We start from the raw sequence: 24,435 nt of genomic DNA on the forward strand, positions 1-24,435 counted from the left end.
TCGTATTCGCTATGTATGAATTTGCTCCTCAGATTACGCCCATCATTGACCACATTATAGATTCCGTGCGCTCTTTCCGACCCGAGATCACGATAAGCATTGCTTTTATAGGCACGATATTTTGTAGCTTGTTTGCTGATCGGTATTGGAAACAAGCCTCTTTTAGCGTTTTCCTAATCGGATTACTGTCCGCAGCTTATTTGACTCATGTCCAAAACACAGAAAGCATACCGGTATTCTTCGACATGCTGCGTGTGGATGCTTTTTCTCAGTATGCACGGCTAATTATTCTGTTTGCTGTGGCCATTATTGGTGTATACATTCAGCAATATGGTAGTTATCAACTGTCACAAAAACGCTTGGGCGATATCTACTCTATTTTGTTGGCCACGACCTTAGGTTTGCATTTGCTCACCTTGACCACGCATTGGATTATGACATTTATTGCGGTGGAAATGGTTTCTATAGGTTCTTACGTACTTGTCGCCTACTTTGCGCAAAATAAAAAAGAGTCTGAGGCAGCCATGAAATACGTCTTGTTTGGATCTACTTGTGCCGCGTTTATGCTGTACGGACTGTCGTTATTGTATGGATTCACAGGTTCACTAGACTTCACCAGCATCGCGCAGATGAAAGGCATGATTGCTGCCCCAATGGTGTTAAGTACCGTGGCGCTGCTATTTGTATTTGTAGGAATAGGTTTTAAATTAGGTTTCGTGCCTTTTCACGTTTGGACGCCCGATGTGTACGAAGGTGCTCCTACTCCGATTACAGCTTTCTTGGCCACCGTACCAAAGGTTGGTGCCATCGTGTTATTTAGTCGACTGATATTAGCTTGGACAGCAAGTCCATTTTATTTTGGAGAAGTGACCTTGCACTTCTTGTGCTTTATAGCTATTGTGACCATGCTAATTGGTAATTTGGTCGCCTTGCGGCAGCAAAACATCAAACGATTGTTGGCCTATTCTTCTGTGGGACATACGGGTTTCTTATTACTTGCCGTCTTGAGCTATGTGCATCGTGAGCCCGAAGTGCTCTTCTTTTATTTGGCGACCTACACCTTGATGAATTTAGCTGTTTTTGGCTTCATCATGATTTTAGAGAAACAAACCGGATCTGCTAATCTATCCGATTATGCTGGCTTAGGCAAGCGCTTTCCCATCGTGTTCTCAGGGCTTACATTTGCCGGCATATCGCTCGTTGGTCTTCCACCGACTGCAGGCTTCGTTGGAAAGCTTTTGGTCTTTACTTCGATCTTCGATATCTACCAGACGTTGGATCAATCGCTGTATTTGTATTTACTGATCGTTGGTGTATTGACATCCGTCATTTCTTTATTCTATTATCTAAAGATTCCCCTTTACGGTTTTCTTCGCCAACCGCCTTCTGGCGCTACAACGGATGTAACTGTCCGGATTTCCGGTCCTATTTATGCAATTGCGGTATTTTTCACGGTTTTATTGTTAGTTTTTGGTCTTTTTCCCGATTTACTATTAGCTTTCTTCCGCGTTCCATAAGATCCGGCTTTTATCCCTGATTTTCTTTCATCAAACACTGAATTAGGCCGCGCAATTCTCCGTTATAATAGTAAATTTGTGCACAGTATAAATACTCACGCATTCAGGCAATGATTAAGAAACCACTTTTCCCATACAACCCAAAATATCCTTCGGTAGCCGATTTAAAACGCCGTGCCAAATGGCGTATTCCTAAGTTTGCGTTCGACTATCTGCAAGGAGGCTGTAACGAGGAACTTAATCTGGGGCGTAATGAATCGGATTTTGACAATATCTATCTGAAACCACATTATTTGAAAACCGGTGGCGAGATCGATATGTCAGTCGAATTATTTGGTCGTACCTATAGTGCACCATTTGGTATTTCGCCCATCGGATTGCAAGGATTGATGTGGCCCAATGCGCCAGAAATTTTGGCAAAAGCTGCCGCAAAACATGATATTCCATACACGCTAAGTACGGTATCTACGTCAAGTATTGAACGCATCGCAGAAGTATCGGATGGTAAAGCGTGGTTTCAATTATATCACCCGACCGAAGATCGCTTACGCGACGATATTCTCAACCGATTGAAAGCAGTTTCCTGTCCAGTCTTGGTAGTGCTAATCGATGTACCATCTTTCGGTTTACGCTATCGCGAAATTAAAAGTGGGCTATCGATGCCGCCAAAGATGAATATTGAAAATATATTCCAAGCGATGGTTTGTCCAGAATGGGGAATCAAAACGTTGCAACATGGTATTCCATCTTTCGCAACCTTGAAACCTTACATGGAAAAAGGACTGGATCTTAGTCAGCTTGGACAATTTATGAATAAAACTTTCACTGGCAAGGTGAATATGGAGAAAGTAAAAGCCATTCGGGATCTTTGGCCTGGACCATTGGTATTGAAGGGCGTAGCGAGCGAAGAGGATATGGAAGGTGCGATCAGCCTAGGTGTAGATGGCGTCATTATTTCGAACCATGGCGGTCGTCAGATCGATGCGGGTGAATCTTCGTTGATTTCCCTGATAAAACTAGCCAACAACCCGAAATATACGGGTAGAGTAAAAATCATGATGGACGGCGGTATTCGCTCGGGTGTGGATCTAGCAAGAGCGCATGCGGTGGGATCTGAATTTAATTTTATGGGTCGGCCATTTATGTATGGTGTGGGCGCACTCGGCGACGAAGGGGCGGATCATGCCATCAATATGTTCAAAGCGCAACTCTATCAGGTGATGCAGCAATTGACTTTGGAAAAGGTGCGCGATTTCCCGACACGTTTAATTCGGTAGGCAACAGCATACGGCTATATCTGCCTGTTCAAAAATTCTGTATCTTTGCGGCATGATTACAGCAGAGCGATATCACGATATATCTTGTGGCCATAGAGTGGTTGGTCACGAAGGCAAGTGCCGGTTTTTACACGGGCACAATTACCGTATTCACTTTGTGGTAGCTGGCGAGCAGCTTGATGAAATCGGTCGGGTGCTAGATTTCTCAGTGATCAAAGAAAAACTCTGCATGTGGTTAGAAGAACATTACGATCACAAGTTTTTGATTTGGGAGCAAGATGAGTTGCTACCGCAATTACAAGTGCTCAGCGGCGAAAGCTTAGTTGCTGTACCATTCAATCCCACCGCTGAAAATATCGCGCAATATTTGGTGGAGGTAGTAGGACCAGCACAATTGGCTGGAACTAATACCAAATTGATTCTTTGTAAGGTCGAAGAAACGGCGAAATGCGCTGCTACCTATCGACTTGCTGAATAATTACTATCCGAAGCGTTCTTTATACGCATTTTCTAAGCTAAACATTTCATCACGCAGCTTCGCCGCTTCCAAGAAGTCCATATTCTTGGCTGCCTTCTCCATGCGCTTGCGCACCGTTTCGATGGCTTTGCTCAGATCTTTCTCGCCCATGTATTCGATTAAAGGATCTGCCGCAACCATGCTGCCTGCTTCTGGCTCTACATAAGCTTTTGCTTCACCCACTTTAAGATCAGCAACGGAAGTTTGTTCCATGATCTCCTCACGAGATTTTCCAACCGTTCGGGGTGTGATGCCGTGCTTCAAATTATACGCGATCTGCTTGTCACGACGACGATTGGTTTCTTCAATTGTGACATTCATACTCTGTGTCATCTGATCGGCATACATAATTACACGGCCTTTATCATTCCGCGCAGCGCGACCAATGGTTTGGATCAACGATCTTTCGGACCGTAAAAATCCTTCTTTATCCGCATCCAAGATCGCCACCAAGGTTACTTCTGGAAGATCCAAGCCTTCGCGCAACAAATTCACCCCGACTAACACATCAAACTCACCCAAACGCAAGCCACGCAGGATTTCCACCCGTTCTAATGTCTTTACTTCCGAGTGAATGTACCGCACTTTGATGTTCAGGCGATTCATGTATTTGGTCAACTCTTCAGCCATGCGCTTGGTCAGCGTAGTAGCTAAGATGCGACCACCTTCTTTAATCGTTTTATCGACTTCTTCTAATAAATCATCGACTTGGTTGACGGCCGGACGAACCTCGATTACTGGATCCAGCAATCCTGTTGGGCGGATTACTTGTTCTACCACCACGCCTTCCGTTTGTTGCAATTCATAATCACCCGGCGTAGCCGATACGTACAGTGTTTGATTGGTCAAGGATTCAAACTCTGGAAAGTTCAGTGGTCGGTTATCCAACGCAGCTGGCAAACGAAATCCGTGCTCTACGAGCGAAATCTTACGTGATCGGTCACCACCATACATGGCACGCACCTGCGGCAGCGTCACGTGGCTTTCATCAATCACCAACAAATAATCTTCTGGAAAATAATCGAGCAAACAGAATGGTCGCATTCCGGGTGTACGCCCATCGAAGAAACGAGAATAATTCTCAATACCCGAACAATATCCCAATTCACGCATCATCTCCAAATCATAATTAACGCGTTCTTCCAAACGTTTGGCCTCAAGCAATAAGCCATCGCCCTCTAATTGGGCTTTTCGCTGCGTCAATTCTTCCTGAATCTGCCAAATAGATTCGGTAAATTTCTCTTTTGGCGTCACGAATAAATTGGCTGGGAAAAGTGCCAAGTCCTCGTGTTTTTCCAATGTACTGCCCGATATCGGATCAATGGTGCTCAACTCTTCAATCTCATCACCAAAGAAAGAAATACGATAAGCCGTATCCAAATAGGCCGGATACACATCTACGGTATCGCCTTTCACACGAAATGTTCCGCGTTTGAAATCGCTCGTAGTACGCGCGTAGAGAATCTCGACCAAGCGATGCAAAAAGGCATTGCGCGATACCGTCATCCCGACACCAAAACGAAAGATAGACCTAGAAAAATCTTCTGGATTACCCATACCATAAATACAGGATACAGACGACACCACAATCACATCGCGTCGGCCAGACATCAAGGCCGAGGTCGTCGCCAAACGAAGCTTTTCAATCTCTTCATTGATCTGCAAATCCTTCTCAATATAGGTACTGGTAGATGCAATAAAAGCCTCCGGTTGGTAATAATCGTAATAACTCACAAAATACTGCACCGAATTATTCGGAAAAAACTGCTTGAACTCGCCATATAACTGCGCTGCAAGTGTCTTATTGTGGCTCAGGATCAAGGTCGGCTTTTGCGTTTGCTGGATCACATTGGCTACCGTAAACGTTTTCCCAGAGCCCGTTACTCCCAACAGTGTTTGATAAGTTTCTCCGCCATTGACGCCCGCCACAAGCTCTTTAATAGCTTGCGGTTGATCTCCGGTAGGTTGGTATTCTGATGTTAATTCGAATTTCATGTGATAGCAATGTAAGCGATTATTATTAAAATAACAAGGCGTTCGAAAAAGGGTTTTTGTAAACTATTCTAGCCTCTATTTGTTTAGCTCCTTAACTAACAGGAGAAACATGATTACGATCTTGACAGAGCAAAATAGTCTGGTGAACCAGTACTTGGTAGAATTAAGAAATACCGATATCCAAAAGGATCGTATGCGTTTTCGCCGTAATCTGGAACGCATCGGTGAGATGATGGCCTACGAAATTAGTAAAGTCTTGCCCTATCAACCGGCCGAAGTAGATACGCCTTTGGGCTTGGCCGAAACGAATGTGCTGTCCGAACAACCTGTGCTCATCACCATTATTCGGGCTGGATTACCGTTTCATCAAGGTTTTTTAAATGCTTTTGACGAAGCGGATAGCGGATTTATTGGTGCGTATCGCCACACGAAAAAAAGTGGGGAATTTGAGATTCATAAAAAATACCAAAACACACCCAATCTAGATGATAAAATCGTCATCGTGGCCGATACCATGTTGGCCACCGGCCAAAGTTTGGTACTCTGCTGTAAGGAACTATTAGCTGACTACAATATCAAGGAAATGCACATCGCTACCGTTATTGCTTCGGAAGTAGGCGTGCAGCACGTACGTGCATTCTTGCCAGAAGCGAAGATTTGGATTGGTGATCTAGACAAAGAATTAACGAGCAAAGCATACATCGTTCCTGGACTGGGGGATGCAGGAGATCTGTCTTACGGCACGAAAGATTAATAGTTGTGATGGAAAAGTTAAATTCCAAAAAATTAATAAATACTTAATAATAAATAAGATACAAGTTCGTAAATTTAGAGATACGTAATCTCTTAACTATGAATTGGCAAAAATTCAATGGAGAAACACTCCACGTACCCATCATCCAAGCAGTCGAAGACACCATCATTCGCGAGCATCAATTAGGAAACAAACTTAAAATCTACATCGGCACTGACTCTCAAGTAAAGCGTGGCATCGTCGAGTTTGCGACGGTCATTGTGTTTCTGCGCGAGCACCGAGGTGGATTTATGTTTATCCACAAAGACCGAAAGACGCACAACATGTCGATCAAAGAGCGCATGCTGATTGAAGTGCAACATTCGATCGACATTGCTTATCAAGTATGCCCGCTATTGGAGCAATATCACGTGGATCTGGAAGTGCATGCGGACATCAACACCAATCCAAATTTCCAATCGAATACTGCGCTGAAAGAAGCGATGGGATACATTATGGGAATGGGATTCATGTTCAAGGCAAAACCAGAATCCTTCGCTAGTACGAATTGCGCAAACAAGCTCGTACAGTAAACCGAGAGTTCATGCAAAGCCTGATTTTGCGGGGATAATACGTATCTTTATTCCTGCTTACTCAGACACGCATGCCGCAATTTATTTTCGATTTTTTGCATCAGCTCAAGAGTACTTCGGAGCTGGAGTGGATAGGAACCGTCACTGGTGTAGTCTGTGTCTATTTGGCTGCGAAGCAGCGTATTTGGAACTGGCCGATCAGCATCGTGAGCGTGTGTTGCTATCTGATCATATTTTACCAACATCGCTTGTATGGCGATAGCATCTTGCAGATCTACTTCCTTCTCACCGCCATCTACGGTTGGTATTATTGGCGTAAGCGCGACCTTTCCGACGAAAAACCAATCAGTTCTCTTTCCTTAACACACATAGCACTCACCATCGCAGCGATTGTGGTATTAGGATTAAGCTTGGGATTTACCTTGCGATATTGGACCGATACCGACGTACCTTTTGCCGATGGGATGTGCACCGCCATGAGTTTTGTAGCGCAATTCCTCATGACACGCAAAATACTACAAAGTTGGGTGATATGGATAGCCGTCAATCTGTGTTATATTCCATTGTATCTGCACAAAGAATTGGCCATGACCGCCGTTTTATATGTTATATTTGCTGGAATTGCCTGGAATGGTTACCGGGATTGGAAAAGAACATATTCAGCCAACATATTAGAACATGCAAGTACCCCCGCTTCTTAAAATTGCTGTTGTCGGCCCAGAATCTACGGGCAAATCTACTATGGCCAAAAAGTTAGCCGAACACTACCAAACCGTATGCGTGCCGGAATATGCGCGCTATTACTGCCAAAACCTCGACAATAAATATACGCTGCAAGACGAAGTGAACATGTATTATGGGCAGATCGCTTTAGAAGAATCGTTGATACCTTTAGCGAGTAAAGGGCTTTTAATAGCAGATACAACGATTATGACCATAAAGATATGGAGCGATCATCTGTTTGGGCATACGCCCGAGGAGGTCTTGAAAGAAATCAAGCTTCGCCAATATGATTTCTACCTACTGATGGATATTGACTTACCTTGGGAAGATGATCCTTTGCGCGATTTCCCAGAACAGCGCCCGCATTTTTTGGAGGTTTGGAAAAAAGAACTAAACCAGCTCAACGCCAACTACAGCCTGATATCGGGGCACGGTGAAGAACGCGTGGAAAACGGCATAGCCGCTGTCCAATCCTTTCTAACCGGCCACTTGGGTTAATTCATCTTCTGTATCCAATTCGACGCGCAAGTTATTGACGATGTGTTTTTGTCGATCTGGCGTATTCTTACCCATATAGTATTCTAACAAATGCGACAGCTTGTTTTCTTTGGAAAGAATGACTGGATCTAGGCGCATATCTTTCCCGATGAATAAGCCAAATTCGGAAGGAGAGATCTCTCCCAGCCCTTTAAATCGCGTAATCTCTGGCTTTGCTCCCAATTTCTTTATAGCTTGTTGCTTCTCTTCTTCGGAGTAACAGTAAATCGTTTCCTTCTTATTGCGCACGCGAAATAACGGTGTTTGCAAGATCGAGACATGTCCCGCTTTGACCAAATCGGGGAAGAACTGCAAGAAAAACGTCAGCAACAACAGGCGAATGTGCATACCATCCACATCGGCATCCGTAGCTACGACAATATTATTATAGCGCAATCCATCCAAGCCATCTTCTATATTTAGCGCATGTTGCAACAAGTTAAACTCTTCATTTTCATACACAATCTTTTTAGACATGCCGTACGAGTTGAGCGGCTTACCTTTCAAACTGAATACCGCTTGCGTCATTACATCGCGGGATTTGGTAATCGAACCGCTGGCTGAATCACCCTCGGTAATAAACAAAGTCGTTTCTAGGTTACGTTCGTGCTTGTCGGAGAAATGCAATTTACAATCTCTCAACTTTCGATTGTGCACCGAGGCTTTTTTGGCGCGTTCATTGGCCAATTTCTTGATTCCGGCAATATCCTTACGCTCGCGCTCGGATTGCAAAATTCTTTTTTGCAAAGCATCTGCCGTATCTGGATTGCGGTGCAAATAATCGTCCAGCGCCTTTTTCAGAAAATCATTGATGAAGGTTCTCACGCTTGGCCCATCAGGACCAATATTTTGCGAACCCAACTTCGTCTTCGTTTGCGACTCAAAAACCGGCTCCTGTACTTTGATCGCAATCGCACCGATAATAGAAGCCCGAATATCCGAAGCATCGTAATCTTTCTTATAAAACTCCCGAATGGTTTTGACCACCGCTTCGCGGAATGCCGCTTGGTGTGTACCACCTTGCGTGGTATGCTGACCGTTGACGAAAGAATAATATTCCTCACCGTATTGCTGTCCATGCGTTAATGCAATCTCAATATCCTCTCCGCGGAGATGAATAATTGGGTAGCGCATGGATTCTGTTTCTATATTACGCTCCAGCAAATCTTTCAAGCCATTCTCCGAAACAAACTTTTGTCCGTTGAAATTGATCGTCAAACCAGAATTCAGGAAAACATAATTCCAGATCATGTTTTCTACAAATTCCATTCGGTATTTGTAGTTTCTAAAAATGCTATTGTCTGGATAAAATGTAACCGCAGTACCGTTGCGTTGTGTGGTATCCTTTTTCTCATCCGACACCAATTCGCCTTGCGCAAACTGCGCTATCCGCGTCACGTTCTGGCGATAAGATTGTACCGTGAATTGTGTAGAGAGTGCATTAACTGCCTTGGTACCTACTCCATTCAGTCCGACTGATTTTTGGAAAGCTTTGCTATCATATTTACCACCGGTGTTGATCTTGGAGACCACATCTACGACAGAACCAATCGGAATACCTCGGCCATAATCGCGAATGGACACCTTATTTTCATTTACTGTGATATCAATGGATCGGCCTGCGCCCATCACAAACTCATCAATGGAGTTATCCATCACCTCTTTTAGCAATACATAGATGCCATCATCATATGCCGAACCGTCGCCCAGCTTACCGATGTACATCCCCGGACGGAGCCTGATATGCTCTTTCCAATCCAGTGATCGTATACTATCTTCATTATATGTGCTCATGCGTATCTATGTATTGTAATATGGAGGTATTTGGTGGTCGGAATACAAAAATAATAAAATTCGCGCAATCGCCTTAATCAGACTTTTTAATAAGGCCGATACCGGGACGATCAGGTAGAATACATAATCCCATTTCTACGCGCATGCCTTCGAACAAATCATTATCGATCAGTAAGGCACCATCCAAATCTGCCCAATCTGCCAATGGTGCTAATTGCGCTGCTGCGGAAATCGCGCACGAGGTCTCGGTCATGCAACCCAACATCACTTTCATCTGTAAGGTGCGCGCTAACTCCGCCATTTGCTTTGCTTCGCGCATACCGGTACATTTCATCAATTTTATGTTGATGCCGCTATAAATATCTTTCAGCGCAGCAACATCCGACAAACGCTGACAGGCTTCATCCGCAATCGTAGGAATAGGTGATCTTTCTGTCAGCCAAGCATTGTCTTCCGGCCGATCTTTGGGCATCGGTTGTTCCAAAAAAACCACATTTTTTTCGGCTAGCCAACCGGCCATATCCACCGCCAAATGCTTGTCTTTCCAGCCCTGATTGACATCGGCACACAGTGGCACATCTGTCACGGATCGGATCGTTTCAATAATCATTTTATCGGTTTCCAGGCCTAATTTTACTTTCAACATGCGATAAGCACTCGCTTCCGATACTTTTTGCCGAATCATCGCTTCGGTATCTATCCCAATAGTAAAGGAAGTGGGTGGAATTTTCTGCGGATTCAATCCCCATATTTTGTAAAAGGGCTGCTGCATGATCTTACCCAGCAAATCATGTAAGGCGATATCTAGCGCAGCTTTGGCAGCGGTATTGTTCGCGGCTATCGCATCTACATAAGCCAATATATCAGCCGTTTCGAATGGAGAAGAAAACCGAGATAGATCTACTTGATGTAGAAAAGCAAATACACTTTCTTGCGATTCGCCCAAGTACGGCGGCATCGATGCTTCACCATATCCAGTAGTACCGTCAAACTCTAATTCCAATAAGACGACCGGTGTAGTGTTTCGGCTAAATGATGCGACCGTGAATACGTGATGCATCTGTAACGTGTAGGGTCTATACCGTATTCGGAATTTACCTTGTTGATGCGTTGTCCAATTGCATGGAACCGAAGCGTTGTGCATGACCGTGCTGAATGTTTTCCTTTTTTGCTATCAAATATTTACTTTTAAGCCCTGCTATATTCGATCGCTAACAGACCTGATGGAATGATAGCCAGCTTAGCAAAAAGCACTACTTGATGTAAGCTAAAATACGAATAAATCGGCACAGAAAAAGAACAACATTCATGAATAAAAAGATAGATTCTCGACGCATTTTCATAAAAAAGGCGATGATAGGTGCCATATCGGCCAGCGCGCTTCCAACTTCGTTGGCTATGTCACATACAGCAAACACCGCATCTAAAAAACCAATCGTCATCTCAACTTGGGATTTCGGTGTAGCAGCGAATCAAGCTGCATGGAAAATCTTGCAAACGGGCGGATCAGCATTGGACGCCGTGGAAGAAGGCGTAAAAGTCGCTGAGTCGGATCTATCGAATCCTACGGTGGGCAAAGGCGGCTATCCTGATCGCGATGGCCATGTGACGTTGGATGCATGCATCATGGATGCGGAAGGGAATTGTGGATCGGTCGCGGCACTAGAACATATTGCGCATCCAATCTCTGTGGCACGCAAAGTGATGGAAGACACACCGCATGTAATGCTGGTGGGCGAAGGCGCCCTGCAATTTGCTTTAGAGAAAGGATTTAAAAAAGAAGATTTATTGATCCCTTCTTCGAAAGAAGCTTGGCAAGAATGGCTGAAAGAACGCCAATACAAGCCGATTATGAATATTGAGAACAAATCCTTCAATACAGAACGTTTGCCTGGCAATCAGTATAATCACGACACGATTGGTATGCTAGCATTGGATGCATCAGGAAATCTTTCGGGCGCGTGCACGACTAGTGGTATGGCTTTTAAAATGCGTGGTCGTGTAGGCGATAGCCCGATAATTGGTGCAGGTTTGTATGTGGATAATGAAATTGGCGCGGCTACTTCAACCGGTGTTGGTGAAGAGGTGATTCGTACTGTCGGCAGTTTTCTCGTGGTAGAATTGATGCGGCAAGGTTATTCGCCGGAGGCGGCATGTAAAGAAGCCGTTGAGCGTATTGTTAAAAAGAAACCGGAGATCGCCAAAGAAATTCAAGTGGGATTTCTGGCACTTAATAAAAAGGGGGAATATGGATCGTATGCCTTACAGTCTGGCTTTTCGTTTGCCGTATGTCATAATGAGCAGCAGGATATCCTCGAAAAGGGTAAACATATTTTTTAGTGCGTATCTTTGTATCGTGATTTGACCTATGCAGATCACGCATTTTTTCATTTAAAATCATACGATTATGTTAGCGACATTCGGAGGAGGTTGTTTCTGGTGCACAGAGGTTATATTCCAACAACTAGAGGGTATTGTATCCGTGTTGCCTGGTTATATGGGCGGACAACGTGAAAACCCAACTTATGAGCAAGTTTGCAGTGGAGCAACTGGCCATGTGGAGGTGATTCAGATCGAATTCGACGAAACGAAACTTTCCTTTATCGATCTATTAGGCATCTTTTTTAGAACACACAACCCGACTACATTAAATCGTCAGGGAGCTGACGTAGGCACTCAATATCGCTCGGTGGTATTTTATCATAGCGAAGAGCAGCACTTACAAACGGTACAATTTATCGAGGGGTTGACATCGCAAGGCGTATTTGCAGATCCTATCGTAACGGCAGTAGAGCCTGCAGTGACTTTTTGGAAAGCCGAAGATTATCACGTCAACTATTTCAATCGCAATCCGGAAAACCAATATTGCCAAGCAGTAGTGGCACCGAAGTTGAAGAAATTCTTAGATAGTTACGGAAACGCTTAAGGCGATTCCGTAACTATTATCTTATTTAAACTTTCTGAATTTCCCAAAAACACCCAATGGTAATTTGGTGCCAGCGGTGGCTTGTAGATATAATTCCCCTACTTCCAAGTTCTGCACAGCAGGAAAAGAAGTGCGAATCAGATTCTCCACAATTACAGAAGAAAACCCGAGTGAATAGGTATTCAGGATTAGGAAATGCTCTTCTGGATCAAGCAACTGGACCACGTCACGCATCATATCGCGGATATTATCTTCTAGCTTCCACTTCTCCCCTTTTGGTCCGTGACCATACGCTGGCGGATCTAATATAATGCCGTGATAGGTATTGCCGCGCTTTAATTCACGTTGCACAAATTTCAAGGCGTCTTCTACCATCCAACGAATATCTTGCAGTCCGGATAACTCTTGATTTTCATTCGCCCAAGTTACCACTTGCTTGATAGAATCTACATGCGTGACCTCTGCTCCAGCGGCGCGCGCAATCAGAGATGCTCCACCCGTGTAGGCAAATAGATTCAAGAATTTTGGTTTCGGGTTTTTAATCGCTTTGACCGATTCGGATATATAATCCCAGTTTACGGCTTGCTCCGGAAAAATCCCCACATGCTTGAAGGACGTAAGTCCTAGACGAAAACGAATCTCTACCGATTCATTGCGGTACGCAATATGCCAACGGTCAGCGAGTCGAGGATTTTTCTTCAACCATTCGCCACTGGTCGCCGACCTTCCTTTGAATTTGATATGATATCTTTTCTCCCATTCGGCGTTGGACAAACTTTTTGGCCAGACGGCCTGAGGCTCAGGACGGATCAAAATCATGTCGCCGAATCGCTCTAGTTTTTCGAAATCTCCGCAATCGATCAGTTCGTAGTCTTTCCAGTGTTTCGGTGTAAGCAGCTGTATATCTGTGGTTGTCGTCAAAATTATTGTATCTTTTATTGGGCAAAGATAACAATTTACACATCATCCTACGATGCACAGGTCAAGCTATTCCACAATCAGATGTATTCCTGCCAATTCTGCCTTGTACCGAATCTTTTCTATCAGGCCATGATAACCCCAATTACGCAACAAAAATACATCTTCGTGCGCCACGACATTTTTAGGGGTTTGATTCACTAATATCAAAGTGCCTGCCTGATGGCGGATGCAAAAATCAATTAATTGCCGACTATAAAGGTGCAACTTACTTTGCACGTAATTCTTTTCTTTCTGCCTGAATGTTTCCAAACGATGTAGTTTCTTCTTCTTGCCATGCCCACCACTATTATAGCTACAAGAAGCTTCAATTCGATGCCGAGCGGCTTGTATTGCTAATCGTCGGTATAGAAACTCTTCTTTATTACCGATGCGATATAGATCGTGACCGACCTGTACAACAACTGGATGTTCAAGAGACAAAGATGCTTCCGCTACCACACCTTGCTTCAACTCCATTTCGTCAATTGGTTTTTCAAAACATAGAAATAGGAATAGACCAGATTTTTCGCGCTTGATGGCACATTGCACAATTTTAATATCACCTGCGATTATCTGCTGGATCAATTTCTTCTTGCGACCACTGTCTCGCCCTAAGAATGTCCGAAAAGGTAATTTGAACAACACGAATTTAAAATCCCGATCTTCCACTAGACCTATCCATTTCAGCAATTTTCCAGAAAATGGTATAGGCATATTCTTCTGATAATTTCGAAGCGAATGCTCTCCTTTAGCATACGCTTGACGATCAGTAAAAAAGGCTTTAACGATGGATGTATTCAAATTGGTGATAATATTTGAATGTACCTTACCTTTAAAATATTTGGATAGTAGCTGATATGTGGTATTTCTGCGCGATGTGGTCAATATTCCTGCTGCATTCTGCTTACCATCCAACAATTTAACTTTTGCTTCTTCTTTCAAGTAAAGCAAATCTTTGATGTTCTCCTGCATAAATTGATGAGAAATCGCAATATTGGAGGCTTTGAAAATCAGATCGTGCCATTGATGAAGTCGATTTTGATAGACACGTCGCTTTTCTGGATCTGATTCATCCAATAAGATTTGGATCTTGCGTGTAAGTATGACTTTTTTCTTCGCCATTTTACCACATAGTTAAAAGCTCACTTCGAGACGCGGATGATTTGGTTTTGCGATAAGCACGGACAAACAAACTATTCGCTACAGCTAGATCAACATCCAAGGCGGTGGCAATTTCGTTAAAAGTCTGCTGTTGATTACATCTCAAGTACAAAACTAATGCTTCATCAGAATTCAAATTTGCTACTTGATCTTGCGTACTATCTCTCTCAAATTCTTGTAATTTTTCGGTATTCTCAAATACTGATCGCATTTGCGCAATTGCCTGTTCTGCTTTATATTTCACTTCTTGCGACGACCGCCCGCCGAGGTAATCTGCAATACGATCGTAATTAAAGCTATATTCTAAGCATAGGCGAATAAGCATTTGTTGATCTTGTCGCAAATTAGGCATGAGCGCATTAATTTTTCTAATATAAATTCGATCTTCTGGATCTTGCCTACCGCTCACTCCTTCAATTTCCGAATCTAACGACATATACAAACAATTACCTTCAGTATGGAAGGGCTGTAATGGCACAAAATTACGCCTGAACTGCTCTGATGGACTGCCATAGTATTCTCTCGTAGCCCGTTTAATTTCGGCTTCTAAAAAACTTTGCATGTTGTCCACACTATCAATATGTTTGCGAAAAAGCCACAAACGAAAAAAAGCCTCCTGAACAAAAGTTTTGCTAACATCTACATCCCCAGTAGCTAACCGTGCTTTGGCAAATAGATCACTATAGTAGTTTTTGTAAAAATAATCCAATGCTCTCTCCTCACCATTATTCAGAAAGCTTACATATTGTTGCGAAGAATACATCGTTTGCTTTATGCTCATAATATTACCATTAACTTATTTGATTTCGCGCTTGGCCGCGCCGTTCGAAATTTGAGCTTTCAAAAAAAGTCAATACATTACTCATTAGAATCCGAATTACAAAATCTGCGGACGCTGTTGTGTACAATATCCAATCAATCAATGAGAGACCATTAATATTCTTGAAAATTGCTCAGTGAGCGAATAAAATCCTCACCCTGCGGCATCACAAGAAACCTCCACTTTTGTTTAAGTGTATCTAAGTTATTTTTTTTGGTTCTATCCCGGAACGCTTATACGATATAAACAGGAAATTTTACGGCTTAATATTCACCGAACCATTCATGAAATCCTACGAATTCTATTCAAATTTCTTTAAAATTAATTATTATTCTTTATTTGAAATCAAATGTAAACAAAATATTCGACTAAGCAAATAATTATAGATTTTGTTTATTCCCATTTTGCGAGAATATTTATTCATTTTGCAACGTGACTGAATCAAACAAATTAATTTTAAGGAAACTCGGGGGTCTGCTCCGATCTCGTCGGGAATATTTATCCTATTCGCAACGGGATGTTGCCAGCATGACGGGGCTCACTATGACCACAATCGCCGCGATGGAAAGAGGCTCAGGATCAACCATGCATAACTTTTTATTAGTATGTCGAGCATTAAATTTTCAGCCGCGTAAGTTTTTTTCTGAAGACATCGATCTTACCCCGTTATATAATATATCACCACAAGCCAAAAGTCGAATTGATCTACGTACTAAGCTTGATAGACTTGTCTCAGAATCAGATTTTTTCACGACACCAAGACGTGTTTCTGAAGTGTTGGAAGAACTCGATTATGACACGAGTGTGAGTAACAAATTCTCCGTATATCTTACAGCATATTGTAGAGAAGGTGAGTTAGAATATTTTAAAACAGGAAACGTAAAGCGTTATATTAAGAATAAACCACCTTCTAAATAATACTGAAAATTCACACTAATGACTTGTTAAACTGTCTTTTGCAGAACGCATCAGCGGACTTGCAAATACAAAGTCATTCAACTCTTGTATATCTGCCTGTAACATATCTTGACTAGAGCCCTCCCAGAACTTTTGTCCCTTATGCAAGAATAAAATATATTGCCCAATTCCCATAACGGAATTCATATCGTGTGTAACCACTACGGTAGTAGAATTATACTCTTCAGTAAGTTCTTGAATTAGTTCATCGATCAATATGGAGGTAGCAGGATCCAGGCCTGAATTGGGTTCATCACAAAATAAATATTTCGGATTCATGCTAATCGCACGCGCAATTCCTACCCTTTTTTTCATTCCACCCGATAGTTCCGCTGGAAATAAAGCGTTTCTTCCCGCCAAATTCACTCTTTCTAAACAGAAATTTGCGCGATCTAGCTTTTCAGCTTGGCTCATATTGGTAAACATATCTAAAGCAAACACGATATTCTGCTCGACCGTCATCGAATCAAACAAGGCAGAATTCTGAAATAACATACCGATCTCTTTTCGAATAGGCACTCTTTCTTCGAAACTAAGCTTAGTAAATTCTTGCTTATCAAAAAATACTTTTCCGGACTCTGGTGTGTGCAAACCTACTATACACTTGAGCAGGGTACTTTTTCCGGATCCTGAACCTCCAATAATTAAGCTCACCTTACCGGGCTCAAAAATGGCATCAATGCCTTTCAGCACGTGATTATCCTCAAAGGATTTATTGATATTTTGAATTTCGATCATAGTATTAATTATAACATTAAGGCCGTTATCATATAATCACAAGCAAGGATAGTGATACAACCAATCACAACAGCACGCGTACCTGCTTGCCCTACTTCCAAAGCGCCTCCGCGCACATGGAAACCTTTGTGCGCTGGCACGGAAGTGATGATAAACCCAAAAACAACGGCTTTGACCATCGCGACAGAGACGGTAAATCCATTAAAGGAATCTCGAATTCCAAGAATGTAATCGTTTGGAGATACCGCTCCCGAAAGAGCTCCACCGATTAGTCCACCCACCAAAGCGCAGACAATAGCAATCGTGACGAGCACGGGCACCATAATAATACCCGCAACTATTTTAGGTAAAATAAGATAGCCCGCAGCATTAATTCCCATGATTTCTAACGCATCAATTTGCTCGGTGACGCGCATAGATCCGATTTGAGAAGAGATCGCAGATCCAACTTTTCCCATTAATACAAGCGCCGAAATAGTAGGACCTAATTCTAAGATATTTGAATCGCGATTAATTTGTCCAATTACGGAGGTAGGAATCAGATCAGAAGCCAATTGGAAGGCGATCTGCATCGTCATTACCGCTCCAATAAAACTGGAAATAATAACGATTAACCCAAGCGATCCTACGCCTATCTCGTTCATTTCGTGCACAATCTCTTTCCGGTAGATTTTCCATTTCTCCGGTCTGCGAAACACTTGTTGCAACAATAGGAGATATTCCCCGAAATAATAGAAAAACATATTCAGCTGTTTAAATGACGTGTTTGGACAATTTATACTGTAAATAGCTAACTCTATTTGACAGAAAATGTTTCAACGATACTATTAATATACAAATTTGTTTATTATTTCTTTACCGACAAAACGCGGAGCTTTACCGAAAATTTGAATAACATAGCCTAATATAGGGCTTATTACACTATTTTAGCTCGTAAGTTTGATCCTATTAGACCAAAACATCACAAAAATGAACAACAAAATTGCAACTGGAATCTGGCTCGTGTTTATTGGAGCAATCATATTGCTCCACAATATGGATATTATACATTTCAATTTCTATGCGATCATCAAGTACTGGCCGCTGGCGATTGTGTCGGTTGGTATATCACTTTTATTGCAAAATCGACCTCATGGCGTATTGATCAGTACCGTTTGCAATGTTCTGATCTGTTCTTTTTTAGTATATCAAGGTACTACAAATAGCGACCACGACTTCTCTAGCGGCGAAGCCGGCATAGATTCGCAAGCTCAAAGCCAGCGTGTCGCGCTAGATTATAGCACAGAGATAGAACAAGTAAAATTACATCTTAATGGCGGTGCTGCTAATTTCAAATTGGTAAGTCCCGAAGATTCCACTAAACTAATCGCGGCTTGGACGGATAGCCCTAGCGTTGGTCTTAGACTCGATGAATCTGGAACTAAGGAGAAAGAGATCGTTTTTGAAGCGAAGCACAACGATAGCCGATCAAAGAAAAATACGGTAGAGTTTTATTTAAACCCCGCGCCAGTGTGGGATTTAGAATTGAATGTAGGTGCTGTCAATTTCAAAGCTGATTTTTCTATATATCGTTTTCAGACTTTGGCTATCAATGCTGGGGCAAGTAATATTGGGCTTACTTTTGGAGAACCTTCATTAGAATATACCAAAATAGAAATCAATACCGGAGCCTCCAATTTAAGCTTACGCGTACCAAAAGGTGCTGCTTACCGCGTGACTGGCAAAAACGTAATGTCGTCAACGCGATATGAAGGTGCAGAGAAGGTGAGCAAGGGCGTCTATGAAACCGAGAATTATCAATCCGCCTCATTGAAGTACGACATCGAACTGAATGGCGCTGCAAATTCATGTTCTATTAACACCTATTAGTTTTAAAAATAGCTAACTTTGGTGCCAGATGGAAGCACCAAATTCAACTCGATTGACTGGAGGATATTGTAATACCAAATTGGCGTACAGCCGGTTTCGGACGCGCGAGGTTTTTGTAGGCAACATACCGATGGGCGCGGATAATCCGATCCGTATCCAAAGTATGACTACGATCGACACCATGGATACGATCGGATCGGTTGAGCAAACCATCAAAATGGTTGATGCAGGCTGTGAATATGTTCGTATTACGGCGCCAAGTATGAAGGAAGCCGAAAACCTGCAAAATATCAAGAAAGAACTACGTGCCAGAGGTTATGAAGTCCCTTTGGTGGCAGATATACACTTTACACCAAACGCTGCAGAAGTTGCTGCTCGCATAGTCGAAAAAGTACGGGTGAACCCCGGAAACTATGCCGACAAAAAGAAATTTGATCAAATTGACTTCACCGATGCGGCATATCAAGCCGAGCTGGAGCGGATTTACAAGAAATTTGCACCTCTGGTCGGGATTTGCAAAGAGTATGGTACGGCTATGCGTATTGGTACAAATCATGGCTCTCTCTCCGACCGTATCATGAGCCGCTATGGCGATACACCAGATGGTATGGTGGAGTCAGCCATGGAATTCATTCGCATCTGCGAAGATTTACAATACTATAATCTAGTGATTTCGATGAAATCTTCCAATCCACAAGTCATGGTGCAAGCGTACCGTTTACTCGTGGAGAAAATGGTCGCCGAAAACATGAATTATCCGTTGCACCTTGGCGTTACCGAAGCAGGCGATGGTGAAGATGGCCGTGTAAAATCGGCAGTCGGTATCGGCACTTTGCTGGAAGATGGTTTGGGAGATACTGTTCGTGTCTCGCTCACCGAAGAGCCAGAGAAGGAAGCACCAGTCGCGCGAGCGCTGGTAAATCGGTACAGCAAAAGGGAGGCTCAGATCGCGCAAGAATCGCCGCGAGAGATTCTGCATTTGAAGGAAGAATCTCGTACAAACCCGTACGAAGCGTCCGAAGTAAATACCTTTGTGGGTGGATCATTAGTGCCACGTGTCATCATTGATCTATCTCAACAAAACCTGAAAGATCCATTTATCTTAACCCAAGTCGGATACCGCTATGATGCGCTACTGGACAAGTTTCATATGGGTGATCAATCGGTAGATTTTGTATTTCTTGGAGACGCTTTGCCTTCGTTTGCCATGCCAGGCAATTTGAAACAGTTGTACAACTACCAAACTTGGCTTAACATTCAAGAACGAGCAAATATCCATCCCATCTATACGCTTTCAGAATTTAATCATGGTACCCATAAAGACCCTGTGCTGAATATGGTGTATATCAGCAATCGCGATCTAGCAACGGATAGCTTTGCTGACATGGCGCTAGATGAAACGGTGGTATTTATTCTGGAAACGGATTATACGCATGGTATGGCGGACCAACGTCAGTTCTTTGCTAATATGCAGGAATTAGGTTTGTCAAACCCGGTGATTCTAAAACGCAGCTACTCGGCGGAAGATTTCAGCGGTCCGGTCGGCGACATTATGAATCCCGAAGAACCTATTTCTAAAATTCAGCTTTATGCTGCCACGGATTTTGGTGCGCTGTTGATCGATGGATTAGGATCCGGCATCTGGATCGATTCTCCAGCAACGCCAGTCGATAAATTAGCTTCGCTATCCTTCGGGATTTTGCAAGCTACACGCTCCCGAATTTCTAAAACCGAGTACATCTCCTGCCCGAGCTGCGGACGTACGCTATTTGATTTGCAAGATACTACGCAGATGATTCGCCAGCGAACCAATCATTTAAAAGGCCTCAAAATAGCTATAATGGGCTGTATTGTGAATGGCCCGGGAGAAATGGCTGATGCCGATTATGGTTATGTCGGTGCTGGCCCCGACAAGATCACGCTTTATCGTGGCAAAGAAGTCATTAAACGAAATGTATCTTCGGCCAACGCACTAGACGAGTTAATCAACATCATCAAAGGAGACGGTCTTTGGATCGAAGAAAACGAGGTCGCATTATAACGACTACCTCCATTTTACTGCTCATATTTATCATGAAAAATACTTTATTACAAGACCTGAAAGACGGAAAACTCATTTTTACGGATGTAATCGCTTACATAGAGTCTGCTTACAATCATACGCCAACAGCGTTTTGGAACGGGGAGATCCACAATGAAGCGACGCAAAATCAGGGAAGTGCCAAGGTATTGCAATTCGCCTTAATCAAATCGCTAAGCGAGGAAGACACTTTGCAACTCTTTGCCGAGCATTACCGCGCTGTATTAGATGATCCTAATGGAAATGACCATCAGAATATTCGGGCTTTTATGCTGCATGGCTGGGAAGGCGTACGATTCGAAGGCACCGCGCTTACTATCAAATAATCCGAAACTAATCTTATAATTAGTTGTTCTCATCTGTGACTGCTCGTGATAGAGCAGCTTTCTACACGAAAAACAGAGCAATTTGCAGATGAGACAACAAACGAAGCTAGAGCGAGCGGTTCTGATCCTTGCTTTATTTGGATTGAGCATCGCGCTCCTATATTTCGGAAAACCTTTCTTAGTTCCATTTGCCTTGGGCGGTCTTTTAGCCATGCTTTTGACGAAAGTATGTGAATGGCTAGAACGATTCAAGATTCCGCGTGGTGTCGCAGCACTGCTCGCATTAGTAGGATTTGTACTCCTTTTTGCTGGTGTATTGACTTTGCTGGGTTGGCAGCTAGCAGGATTCTCCGAAAATATGGACGAGCTGCAGCAAAGAGCGACCCAAGTAATAGCGCAATTTCGCGCTTGGCTACAAAACAGCTTAGGAATAGATCAACAGCAGCAACAGAAAATAGTAGAAAGTCCCTCCTCTTCCGGAGGGAATACTAGCAGCGTGCTCATGGATTTCGCCTCGGGCACGATGAGTATAGCCGTAGATACCATACTGGTGATGGTGTATACCTTTCTCTTCATCACTTTCCGAAGACAGCTCAAAAATTTTGTATTGTTGCTTGTACCATTAGATCAACGCGACAAAACCACCAAAGTATTGCATGAATCGGCTAGCGTGGCACAACATTACCTAGGTGGCATGTCTAAGATGATCGTCGCGCTTTGGATTATGTATGGTATAGGATTTTCGATTTTAGGCGTAGAAAACGCCATCTTTTTCGCGGTATTTTGCGGACTGATGGAGATCATTCCTTTTGTAGGAAACTTACTGGGCACCTCCTTCACCGTATTGGCGGTCGCAGTGCAAGGTGGCGATAGCAAAATGATTCTTGGTGTTATTGGTGTATATCTGCTGGTGCAATTTATTCAAACCTACTTGTTAGAACCATTGGTCGTAGGCAATGAAGTGCGCATCAATCCGCTGTTTACGATTATTGGGCTCGTCGTCGGGGAATTAATTTGGGGTGTAGGCGGCATGGTACTTGCCATACCGCTATTGGGCATTTTATTGATCGTGTTCGATCATGTTCCCAGCCTGAAACCTTATGCATATCTGATTGGGTCGTACAAAGACAAGAAAAAGAAGAAATAAAGTGGAAAGCGGCTAAGTTGTCTTAGCTGCTTTCCCACCTTTTTTACTATTCACGGTTACGGTATATTTCCCATTTCCCTTCACAATCCAACGCACCGTCACGGTGCCGTTACCAGGAATGTTTGGTATTTGAATATTCGCTGCATCTCGTTTCTGCTCAGTTGTCATTCCGAAATCTCGGTCATTGACAATCATACCTGCAACCACTGTTCCTCCAGTCAAGGAAGCTACATCAGGTACTTCAATTTTATTGGCCACATCCAACGATGAATGAGTCGGAATAATCCGCTGATTTCTAATGACCGCCGTTACTTCGGATAAACCAGCTCCCAAATCCTTCACGGAAATTTCAGACACTTCCAGTTTTGGAGTATGGTATGCATGATAAATCACAAAAGAAGCATTGCGATGCGCATCGCTTTCCATCAGAAATCCGGGATGCATACGGCCGTAGTTCTTTTTAAATCCACCAATTTCGATCGCGCCATATTGCGGATGTTCGTAGGGAGTCCACTCGACAAAGCCATCGCCAAAGAGCAGAAATTGATCAAATATGTATTGTTCATTTTGCGCACTCGCGTAATCATTTGGCTGTTGTCCGGTTTTTTGGAAATAATAGTTGGCCATCCACAGCTCATTGCTCATGGCAAAAATGCCTCGCGCACTGTGCATCCAGTCAAATTCGCCACCATACACCGAGTACAAATCTTTATACGTGACGATGTAACGATAACCAGGAATTAACAACTCCGCCTTTTTGCCCAAGGCATCGTAGACGGCAATATCTGCCGGTCTGAAATTATCTTCATCATCCTGTGCACCAGGTCCACGCAAAATCATACCACCATAGTTGTGGAAACTTTGCCCTGCTGCGATATTTGGATGCGCCATGATAAAGTCGGCTACGGCACGATTCTCCGGCAAAGAAAATGGATATTTGTACGCGCCACTCTGCACATAATTCGGCTGCCAATTCCAGCCCCAATCGCGGTTCGGGTCATATCCGCCCACACCGTCCTCATTCACCAAACCATCGCCATCATTATCCAAACCTTCATAACCCAGCAATTCGTAAACACCTTGCTGTCCTTCAGGTGCTGGTATAAGGCGACGTGGATCTGCCGGATCGGTGATGAAACGGCCATAATCACTCTTTCTACGCATCTGCGTGATATGCCCATCACCATTCAAATCATCAAAATCATCTTCGTCCACCAAACCATCCCGATCATTATCCAAAGGTTTGCGCCCCGTACGCGAAGAATGTTGCGTGTTTGGCCCGTGGATAAAGTTATCACGAGAATCTGGACTAATGCTTGGCACAATGTAAAAGGTTTTATCTGCCAATAATTGTTGGAAGAATGGATTCCCTGAGGCGTGCATCTCGGTCACGTACCAAGCAATATACAAGGCAAACTCCACCGTTTGCACTTCATTGGCATGGATTCCACCATCAATATAAGTAGCCGGCTTGGTCGCAGATTCTCCTTTTTTCTTATCAGAAATAGTCAACAACCACAGGTCGCGCCCTTCGACAGATTTGCCGATGGATTCCAAATTTACCAAATCAGGATGTGCGGAGGCCATCTTACGATAGATCTCCAATAAAGCGGTATTGTCGTGGTAGCGATTCCAGCTGATCGATACCTTTGGATTGGCCGGCGAACCTGCCGCAGCTAATATATTTTCTGCTTTCTGAGCCAATGACTGAGTAGCACAAAGTACCGCCAAGCTTATTACGATAGTATACTTATATAAATTCATG

General features: G+C 43.2%; 23 protein-coding genes. 14 read left to right on the top strand and 9 right to left on the bottom strand.

Annotated features, from left to right (window positions below; genetic code table 11):
- The first annotated feature begins 11 nt into the window (after positions 1-11).
- From GKO22_RS01155 to GKO22_RS01165, 3 genes are all read left to right on the top strand, one after another.
- Entirely contained in the window at positions 12-1,517 is a 1,506-nt protein-coding gene (locus GKO22_RS01155; RefSeq protein WP_166332301.1) for an NADH-quinone oxidoreductase subunit N, read from the top strand.
- 110 nt (positions 1,518-1,627) lie between these two features.
- Positions 1,628-2,794, top strand: a complete 1,167-nt coding sequence (locus tag GKO22_RS01160) for an alpha-hydroxy acid oxidase (protein WP_166332302.1) — start codon at positions 1,628-1,630, stop codon at positions 2,792-2,794.
- A gap of 52 nt (positions 2,795-2,846) precedes the next feature.
- Positions 2,847-3,272: a 6-pyruvoyl trahydropterin synthase family protein gene (locus GKO22_RS01165; protein WP_166332303.1), complete on the top strand. Its 426-nt coding sequence runs from the start codon at positions 2,847-2,849 to the stop codon at positions 3,270-3,272.
- A gap of 3 nt (positions 3,273-3,275) precedes the next feature.
- Here the strand turns inward: GKO22_RS01165 and uvrB are convergent, their stop codons facing one another.
- Positions 3,276-5,306, bottom strand: a complete 2,031-nt coding sequence (uvrB, locus tag GKO22_RS01170; RefSeq protein ID WP_166332304.1) for an excinuclease ABC subunit UvrB — start codon at positions 5,304-5,306, stop codon at positions 3,276-3,278.
- Between the two features lie 109 nt (positions 5,307-5,415).
- Between uvrB and upp the strand changes: the two genes are divergently transcribed.
- The 4 genes from upp (at position 5,416) to GKO22_RS01190 (ending at position 7,853) form a co-directional block, all read left to right on the top strand.
- The gene (gene upp / locus GKO22_RS01175; RefSeq protein ID WP_166332305.1) at positions 5,416-6,060 is read left to right on the top strand and encodes a uracil phosphoribosyltransferase; all 645 of its coding nucleotides are present in this window, start codon (positions 5,416-5,418) and stop codon (positions 6,058-6,060) included.
- A gap of 98 nt (positions 6,061-6,158) precedes the next feature.
- Positions 6,159-6,632, top strand: a complete 474-nt coding sequence (locus tag GKO22_RS01180; protein WP_166332306.1) for a ribonuclease H-like YkuK family protein — start codon at positions 6,159-6,161, stop codon at positions 6,630-6,632.
- Positions 6,633-6,703: 71 nt separating this feature from the next.
- A complete protein-coding gene (pnuC, locus tag GKO22_RS01185) occupies positions 6,704-7,333 on the top strand; it encodes a nicotinamide riboside transporter PnuC (protein WP_166332307.1) in 630 nt (209 codons plus the stop codon).
- Positions 7,311-7,853 (top strand): AAA family ATPase, encoded by a 543-nt coding sequence (locus GKO22_RS01190; protein ID WP_166332308.1) that lies wholly within the window; start codon positions 7,311-7,313, stop codon positions 7,851-7,853. The genes pnuC and GKO22_RS01190 overlap by 23 nt, the downstream gene beginning before the upstream one ends.
- On the opposite strand, the gene GKO22_RS01195 is transcribed toward GKO22_RS01190, so the two are convergent.
- Both GKO22_RS01195 and GKO22_RS01200 read right to left on the bottom strand, forming a co-directional pair.
- Entirely contained in the window at positions 7,833-9,686 is a 1,854-nt protein-coding gene (locus tag GKO22_RS01195; protein WP_166332309.1) for a DNA topoisomerase IV subunit B, read from the bottom strand. The genes GKO22_RS01190 and GKO22_RS01195 overlap by 21 nt on opposite strands.
- A 73-nt stretch (positions 9,687-9,759) precedes the next feature.
- Positions 9,760-10,830 (bottom strand): dipeptide epimerase, encoded by a 1,071-nt coding sequence (locus GKO22_RS01200; protein ID WP_166332310.1) that lies wholly within the window; start codon positions 10,828-10,830, stop codon positions 9,760-9,762.
- A 164-nt stretch (positions 10,831-10,994) separates the two neighbouring features.
- Here GKO22_RS01200 and GKO22_RS01205 point away from each other — a divergent pair, with 164 nt between their 5' ends.
- Both GKO22_RS01205 and msrA read left to right on the top strand, forming a co-directional pair.
- Entirely contained in the window at positions 10,995-12,026 is a 1,032-nt protein-coding gene (locus tag GKO22_RS01205; protein ID WP_206367772.1) for a N(4)-(beta-N-acetylglucosaminyl)-L-asparaginase, read from the top strand.
- Positions 12,027-12,093: 67 nt separating this feature from the next.
- Positions 12,094-12,612: a peptide-methionine (S)-S-oxide reductase MsrA gene (gene msrA, locus GKO22_RS01210; protein ID WP_166332311.1), complete on the top strand. Its 519-nt coding sequence runs from the start codon at positions 12,094-12,096 to the stop codon at positions 12,610-12,612.
- 21 nt (positions 12,613-12,633) lie between these two features.
- On the opposite strand, the gene GKO22_RS01215 is transcribed toward msrA, so the two are convergent.
- The 3 genes from GKO22_RS01215 to GKO22_RS01225 form a co-directional block, all read right to left on the bottom strand.
- Positions 12,634-13,533, bottom strand: a complete 900-nt coding sequence (locus tag GKO22_RS01215) for a class I SAM-dependent methyltransferase (protein WP_206367773.1) — start codon at positions 13,531-13,533, stop codon at positions 12,634-12,636.
- 66 nt (positions 13,534-13,599) lie between these two features.
- Complete coding sequence (locus GKO22_RS01220; protein ID WP_166332312.1) at positions 13,600-14,694, bottom strand: hypothetical protein; 1,095 nt, start codon at positions 14,692-14,694, stop codon at positions 13,600-13,602.
- 1 nt (position 14,695) lies between these two features.
- Positions 14,696-15,514: an RNA polymerase sigma factor gene (locus GKO22_RS01225; protein ID WP_166332313.1), complete on the bottom strand. Its 819-nt coding sequence runs from the start codon at positions 15,512-15,514 to the stop codon at positions 14,696-14,698.
- Between the two features lie 471 nt (positions 15,515-15,985).
- Between GKO22_RS01225 and GKO22_RS01230 the strand changes: the two genes are divergently transcribed.
- Entirely contained in the window at positions 15,986-16,471 is a 486-nt protein-coding gene (locus GKO22_RS01230) for a helix-turn-helix domain-containing protein (RefSeq protein ID WP_166332314.1), read from the top strand.
- 15 nt (positions 16,472-16,486) lie between these two features.
- Here the strand turns inward: GKO22_RS01230 and GKO22_RS01235 are convergent, their stop codons facing one another.
- Together GKO22_RS01235 and GKO22_RS01240 are read right to left on the bottom strand one after the other, a co-directional pair.
- Positions 16,487-17,248, bottom strand: a complete 762-nt coding sequence (locus GKO22_RS01235; RefSeq protein ID WP_166332315.1) for an ABC transporter ATP-binding protein — start codon at positions 17,246-17,248, stop codon at positions 16,487-16,489.
- An 8-nt stretch (positions 17,249-17,256) separates the two neighbouring features.
- Positions 17,257-17,991 (bottom strand): MlaE family ABC transporter permease, encoded by a 735-nt coding sequence (locus tag GKO22_RS01240; protein WP_166332316.1) that lies wholly within the window; start codon positions 17,989-17,991, stop codon positions 17,257-17,259.
- 226 nt (positions 17,992-18,217) lie between these two features.
- On the opposite strand from GKO22_RS01240, the gene GKO22_RS01245 reads away from it, so the two are divergent.
- From GKO22_RS01245 to GKO22_RS01260, 4 genes are all read left to right on the top strand, one after another.
- The gene (locus tag GKO22_RS01245; RefSeq protein ID WP_166332317.1) at positions 18,218-19,117 is read left to right on the top strand and encodes a LiaI-LiaF-like domain-containing protein; all 900 of its coding nucleotides are present in this window, start codon (positions 18,218-18,220) and stop codon (positions 19,115-19,117) included.
- A gap of 28 nt (positions 19,118-19,145) precedes the next feature.
- The gene (gene ispG, locus GKO22_RS01250) at positions 19,146-21,158 is read left to right on the top strand and encodes a (E)-4-hydroxy-3-methylbut-2-enyl-diphosphate synthase (protein WP_166332318.1); all 2,013 of its coding nucleotides are present in this window, start codon (positions 19,146-19,148) and stop codon (positions 21,156-21,158) included.
- A 32-nt stretch (positions 21,159-21,190) separates the two neighbouring features.
- Entirely contained in the window at positions 21,191-21,523 is a 333-nt protein-coding gene (locus GKO22_RS01255; RefSeq protein WP_166332319.1) for a HopJ type III effector protein, read from the top strand.
- An 88-nt stretch (positions 21,524-21,611) separates the two neighbouring features.
- Positions 21,612-22,670: an AI-2E family transporter gene (locus tag GKO22_RS01260; protein ID WP_166332320.1), complete on the top strand. Its 1,059-nt coding sequence runs from the start codon at positions 21,612-21,614 to the stop codon at positions 22,668-22,670.
- A gap of 12 nt (positions 22,671-22,682) precedes the next feature.
- Here the strand turns inward: GKO22_RS01260 and GKO22_RS01265 are convergent, their stop codons facing one another.
- Entirely contained in the window at positions 22,683-24,434 is a 1,752-nt protein-coding gene (locus GKO22_RS01265; protein WP_166332321.1) for a M14 family metallopeptidase, read from the bottom strand.
- Position 24,435: the final 1 nt, after the last annotated feature.

Source organism: Sphingobacterium chungjuense (assembly GCF_011316935.1).
Classification (GTDB): Bacteria; Bacteroidota; Bacteroidia; order Sphingobacteriales; family Sphingobacteriaceae; genus Sphingobacterium; species Sphingobacterium chungjuense.

What these genes read in the sequence shown, in the direction of transcription:
- GKO22_RS01225 (WP_166332313.1), bottom strand. Translation starts at nt 15,514, where the DNA reads ATGAGCATAAAGCAAACGATGTATTCTTCGCAACAATATGTAAGCTTT.
- uvrB (WP_166332304.1), bottom strand. Translation starts at nt 5,306, where the DNA reads ATGAAATTCGAATTAACATCAGAATACCAACCTACCGGAGATCAACCG.
- msrA (WP_166332311.1), top strand. Translation starts at nt 12,094, where the DNA reads ATGTTAGCGACATTCGGAGGAGGTTGTTTCTGGTGCACAGAGGTTATA.
- GKO22_RS01160 (WP_166332302.1), top strand. Translation starts at nt 1,628, where the DNA reads ATGATTAAGAAACCACTTTTCCCATACAACCCAAAATATCCTTCGGTA.
- GKO22_RS01265 (WP_166332321.1), bottom strand. Translation starts at nt 24,434, where the DNA reads ATGAATTTATATAAGTATACTATCGTAATAAGCTTGGCGGTACTTTGT.
- GKO22_RS01260 (WP_166332320.1), top strand. Translation starts at nt 21,612, where the DNA reads ATGAGACAACAAACGAAGCTAGAGCGAGCGGTTCTGATCCTTGCTTTA.
- GKO22_RS01245 (WP_166332317.1), top strand. Translation starts at nt 18,218, where the DNA reads ATGAACAACAAAATTGCAACTGGAATCTGGCTCGTGTTTATTGGAGCA.
- GKO22_RS01235 (WP_166332315.1), bottom strand. Translation starts at nt 17,248, where the DNA reads ATGATCGAAATTCAAAATATCAATAAATCCTTTGAGGATAATCACGTG.
- pnuC (WP_166332307.1), top strand. Translation starts at nt 6,704, where the DNA reads ATGCCGCAATTTATTTTCGATTTTTTGCATCAGCTCAAGAGTACTTCG.
- GKO22_RS01200 (WP_166332310.1), bottom strand. Translation starts at nt 10,830, where the DNA reads ATGCACAACGCTTCGGTTCCATGCAATTGGACAACGCATCAACAAGGT.
- GKO22_RS01155 (WP_166332301.1), top strand. Translation starts at nt 12, where the DNA reads ATGTATGAATTTGCTCCTCAGATTACGCCCATCATTGACCACATTATA.
- GKO22_RS01220 (WP_166332312.1), bottom strand. Translation starts at nt 14,694, where the DNA reads ATGGCGAAGAAAAAAGTCATACTTACACGCAAGATCCAAATCTTATTG.
- GKO22_RS01180 (WP_166332306.1), top strand. Translation starts at nt 6,159, where the DNA reads ATGAATTGGCAAAAATTCAATGGAGAAACACTCCACGTACCCATCATC.
- GKO22_RS01205 (WP_206367772.1), top strand. Translation starts at nt 10,995, where the DNA reads ATGAATAAAAAGATAGATTCTCGACGCATTTTCATAAAAAAGGCGATG.
- GKO22_RS01195 (WP_166332309.1), bottom strand. Translation starts at nt 9,686, where the DNA reads ATGAGCACATATAATGAAGATAGTATACGATCACTGGATTGGAAAGAG.
- GKO22_RS01165 (WP_166332303.1), top strand. Translation starts at nt 2,847, where the DNA reads ATGATTACAGCAGAGCGATATCACGATATATCTTGTGGCCATAGAGTG.
- GKO22_RS01240 (WP_166332316.1), bottom strand. Translation starts at nt 17,991, where the DNA reads ATGTTTTTCTATTATTTCGGGGAATATCTCCTATTGTTGCAACAAGTG.
- ispG (WP_166332318.1), top strand. Translation starts at nt 19,146, where the DNA reads ATGGAAGCACCAAATTCAACTCGATTGACTGGAGGATATTGTAATACC.
- upp (WP_166332305.1), top strand. Translation starts at nt 5,416, where the DNA reads ATGATTACGATCTTGACAGAGCAAAATAGTCTGGTGAACCAGTACTTG.
- GKO22_RS01255 (WP_166332319.1), top strand. Translation starts at nt 21,191, where the DNA reads ATGAAAAATACTTTATTACAAGACCTGAAAGACGGAAAACTCATTTTT.
- GKO22_RS01190 (WP_166332308.1), top strand. Translation starts at nt 7,311, where the DNA reads ATGCAAGTACCCCCGCTTCTTAAAATTGCTGTTGTCGGCCCAGAATCT.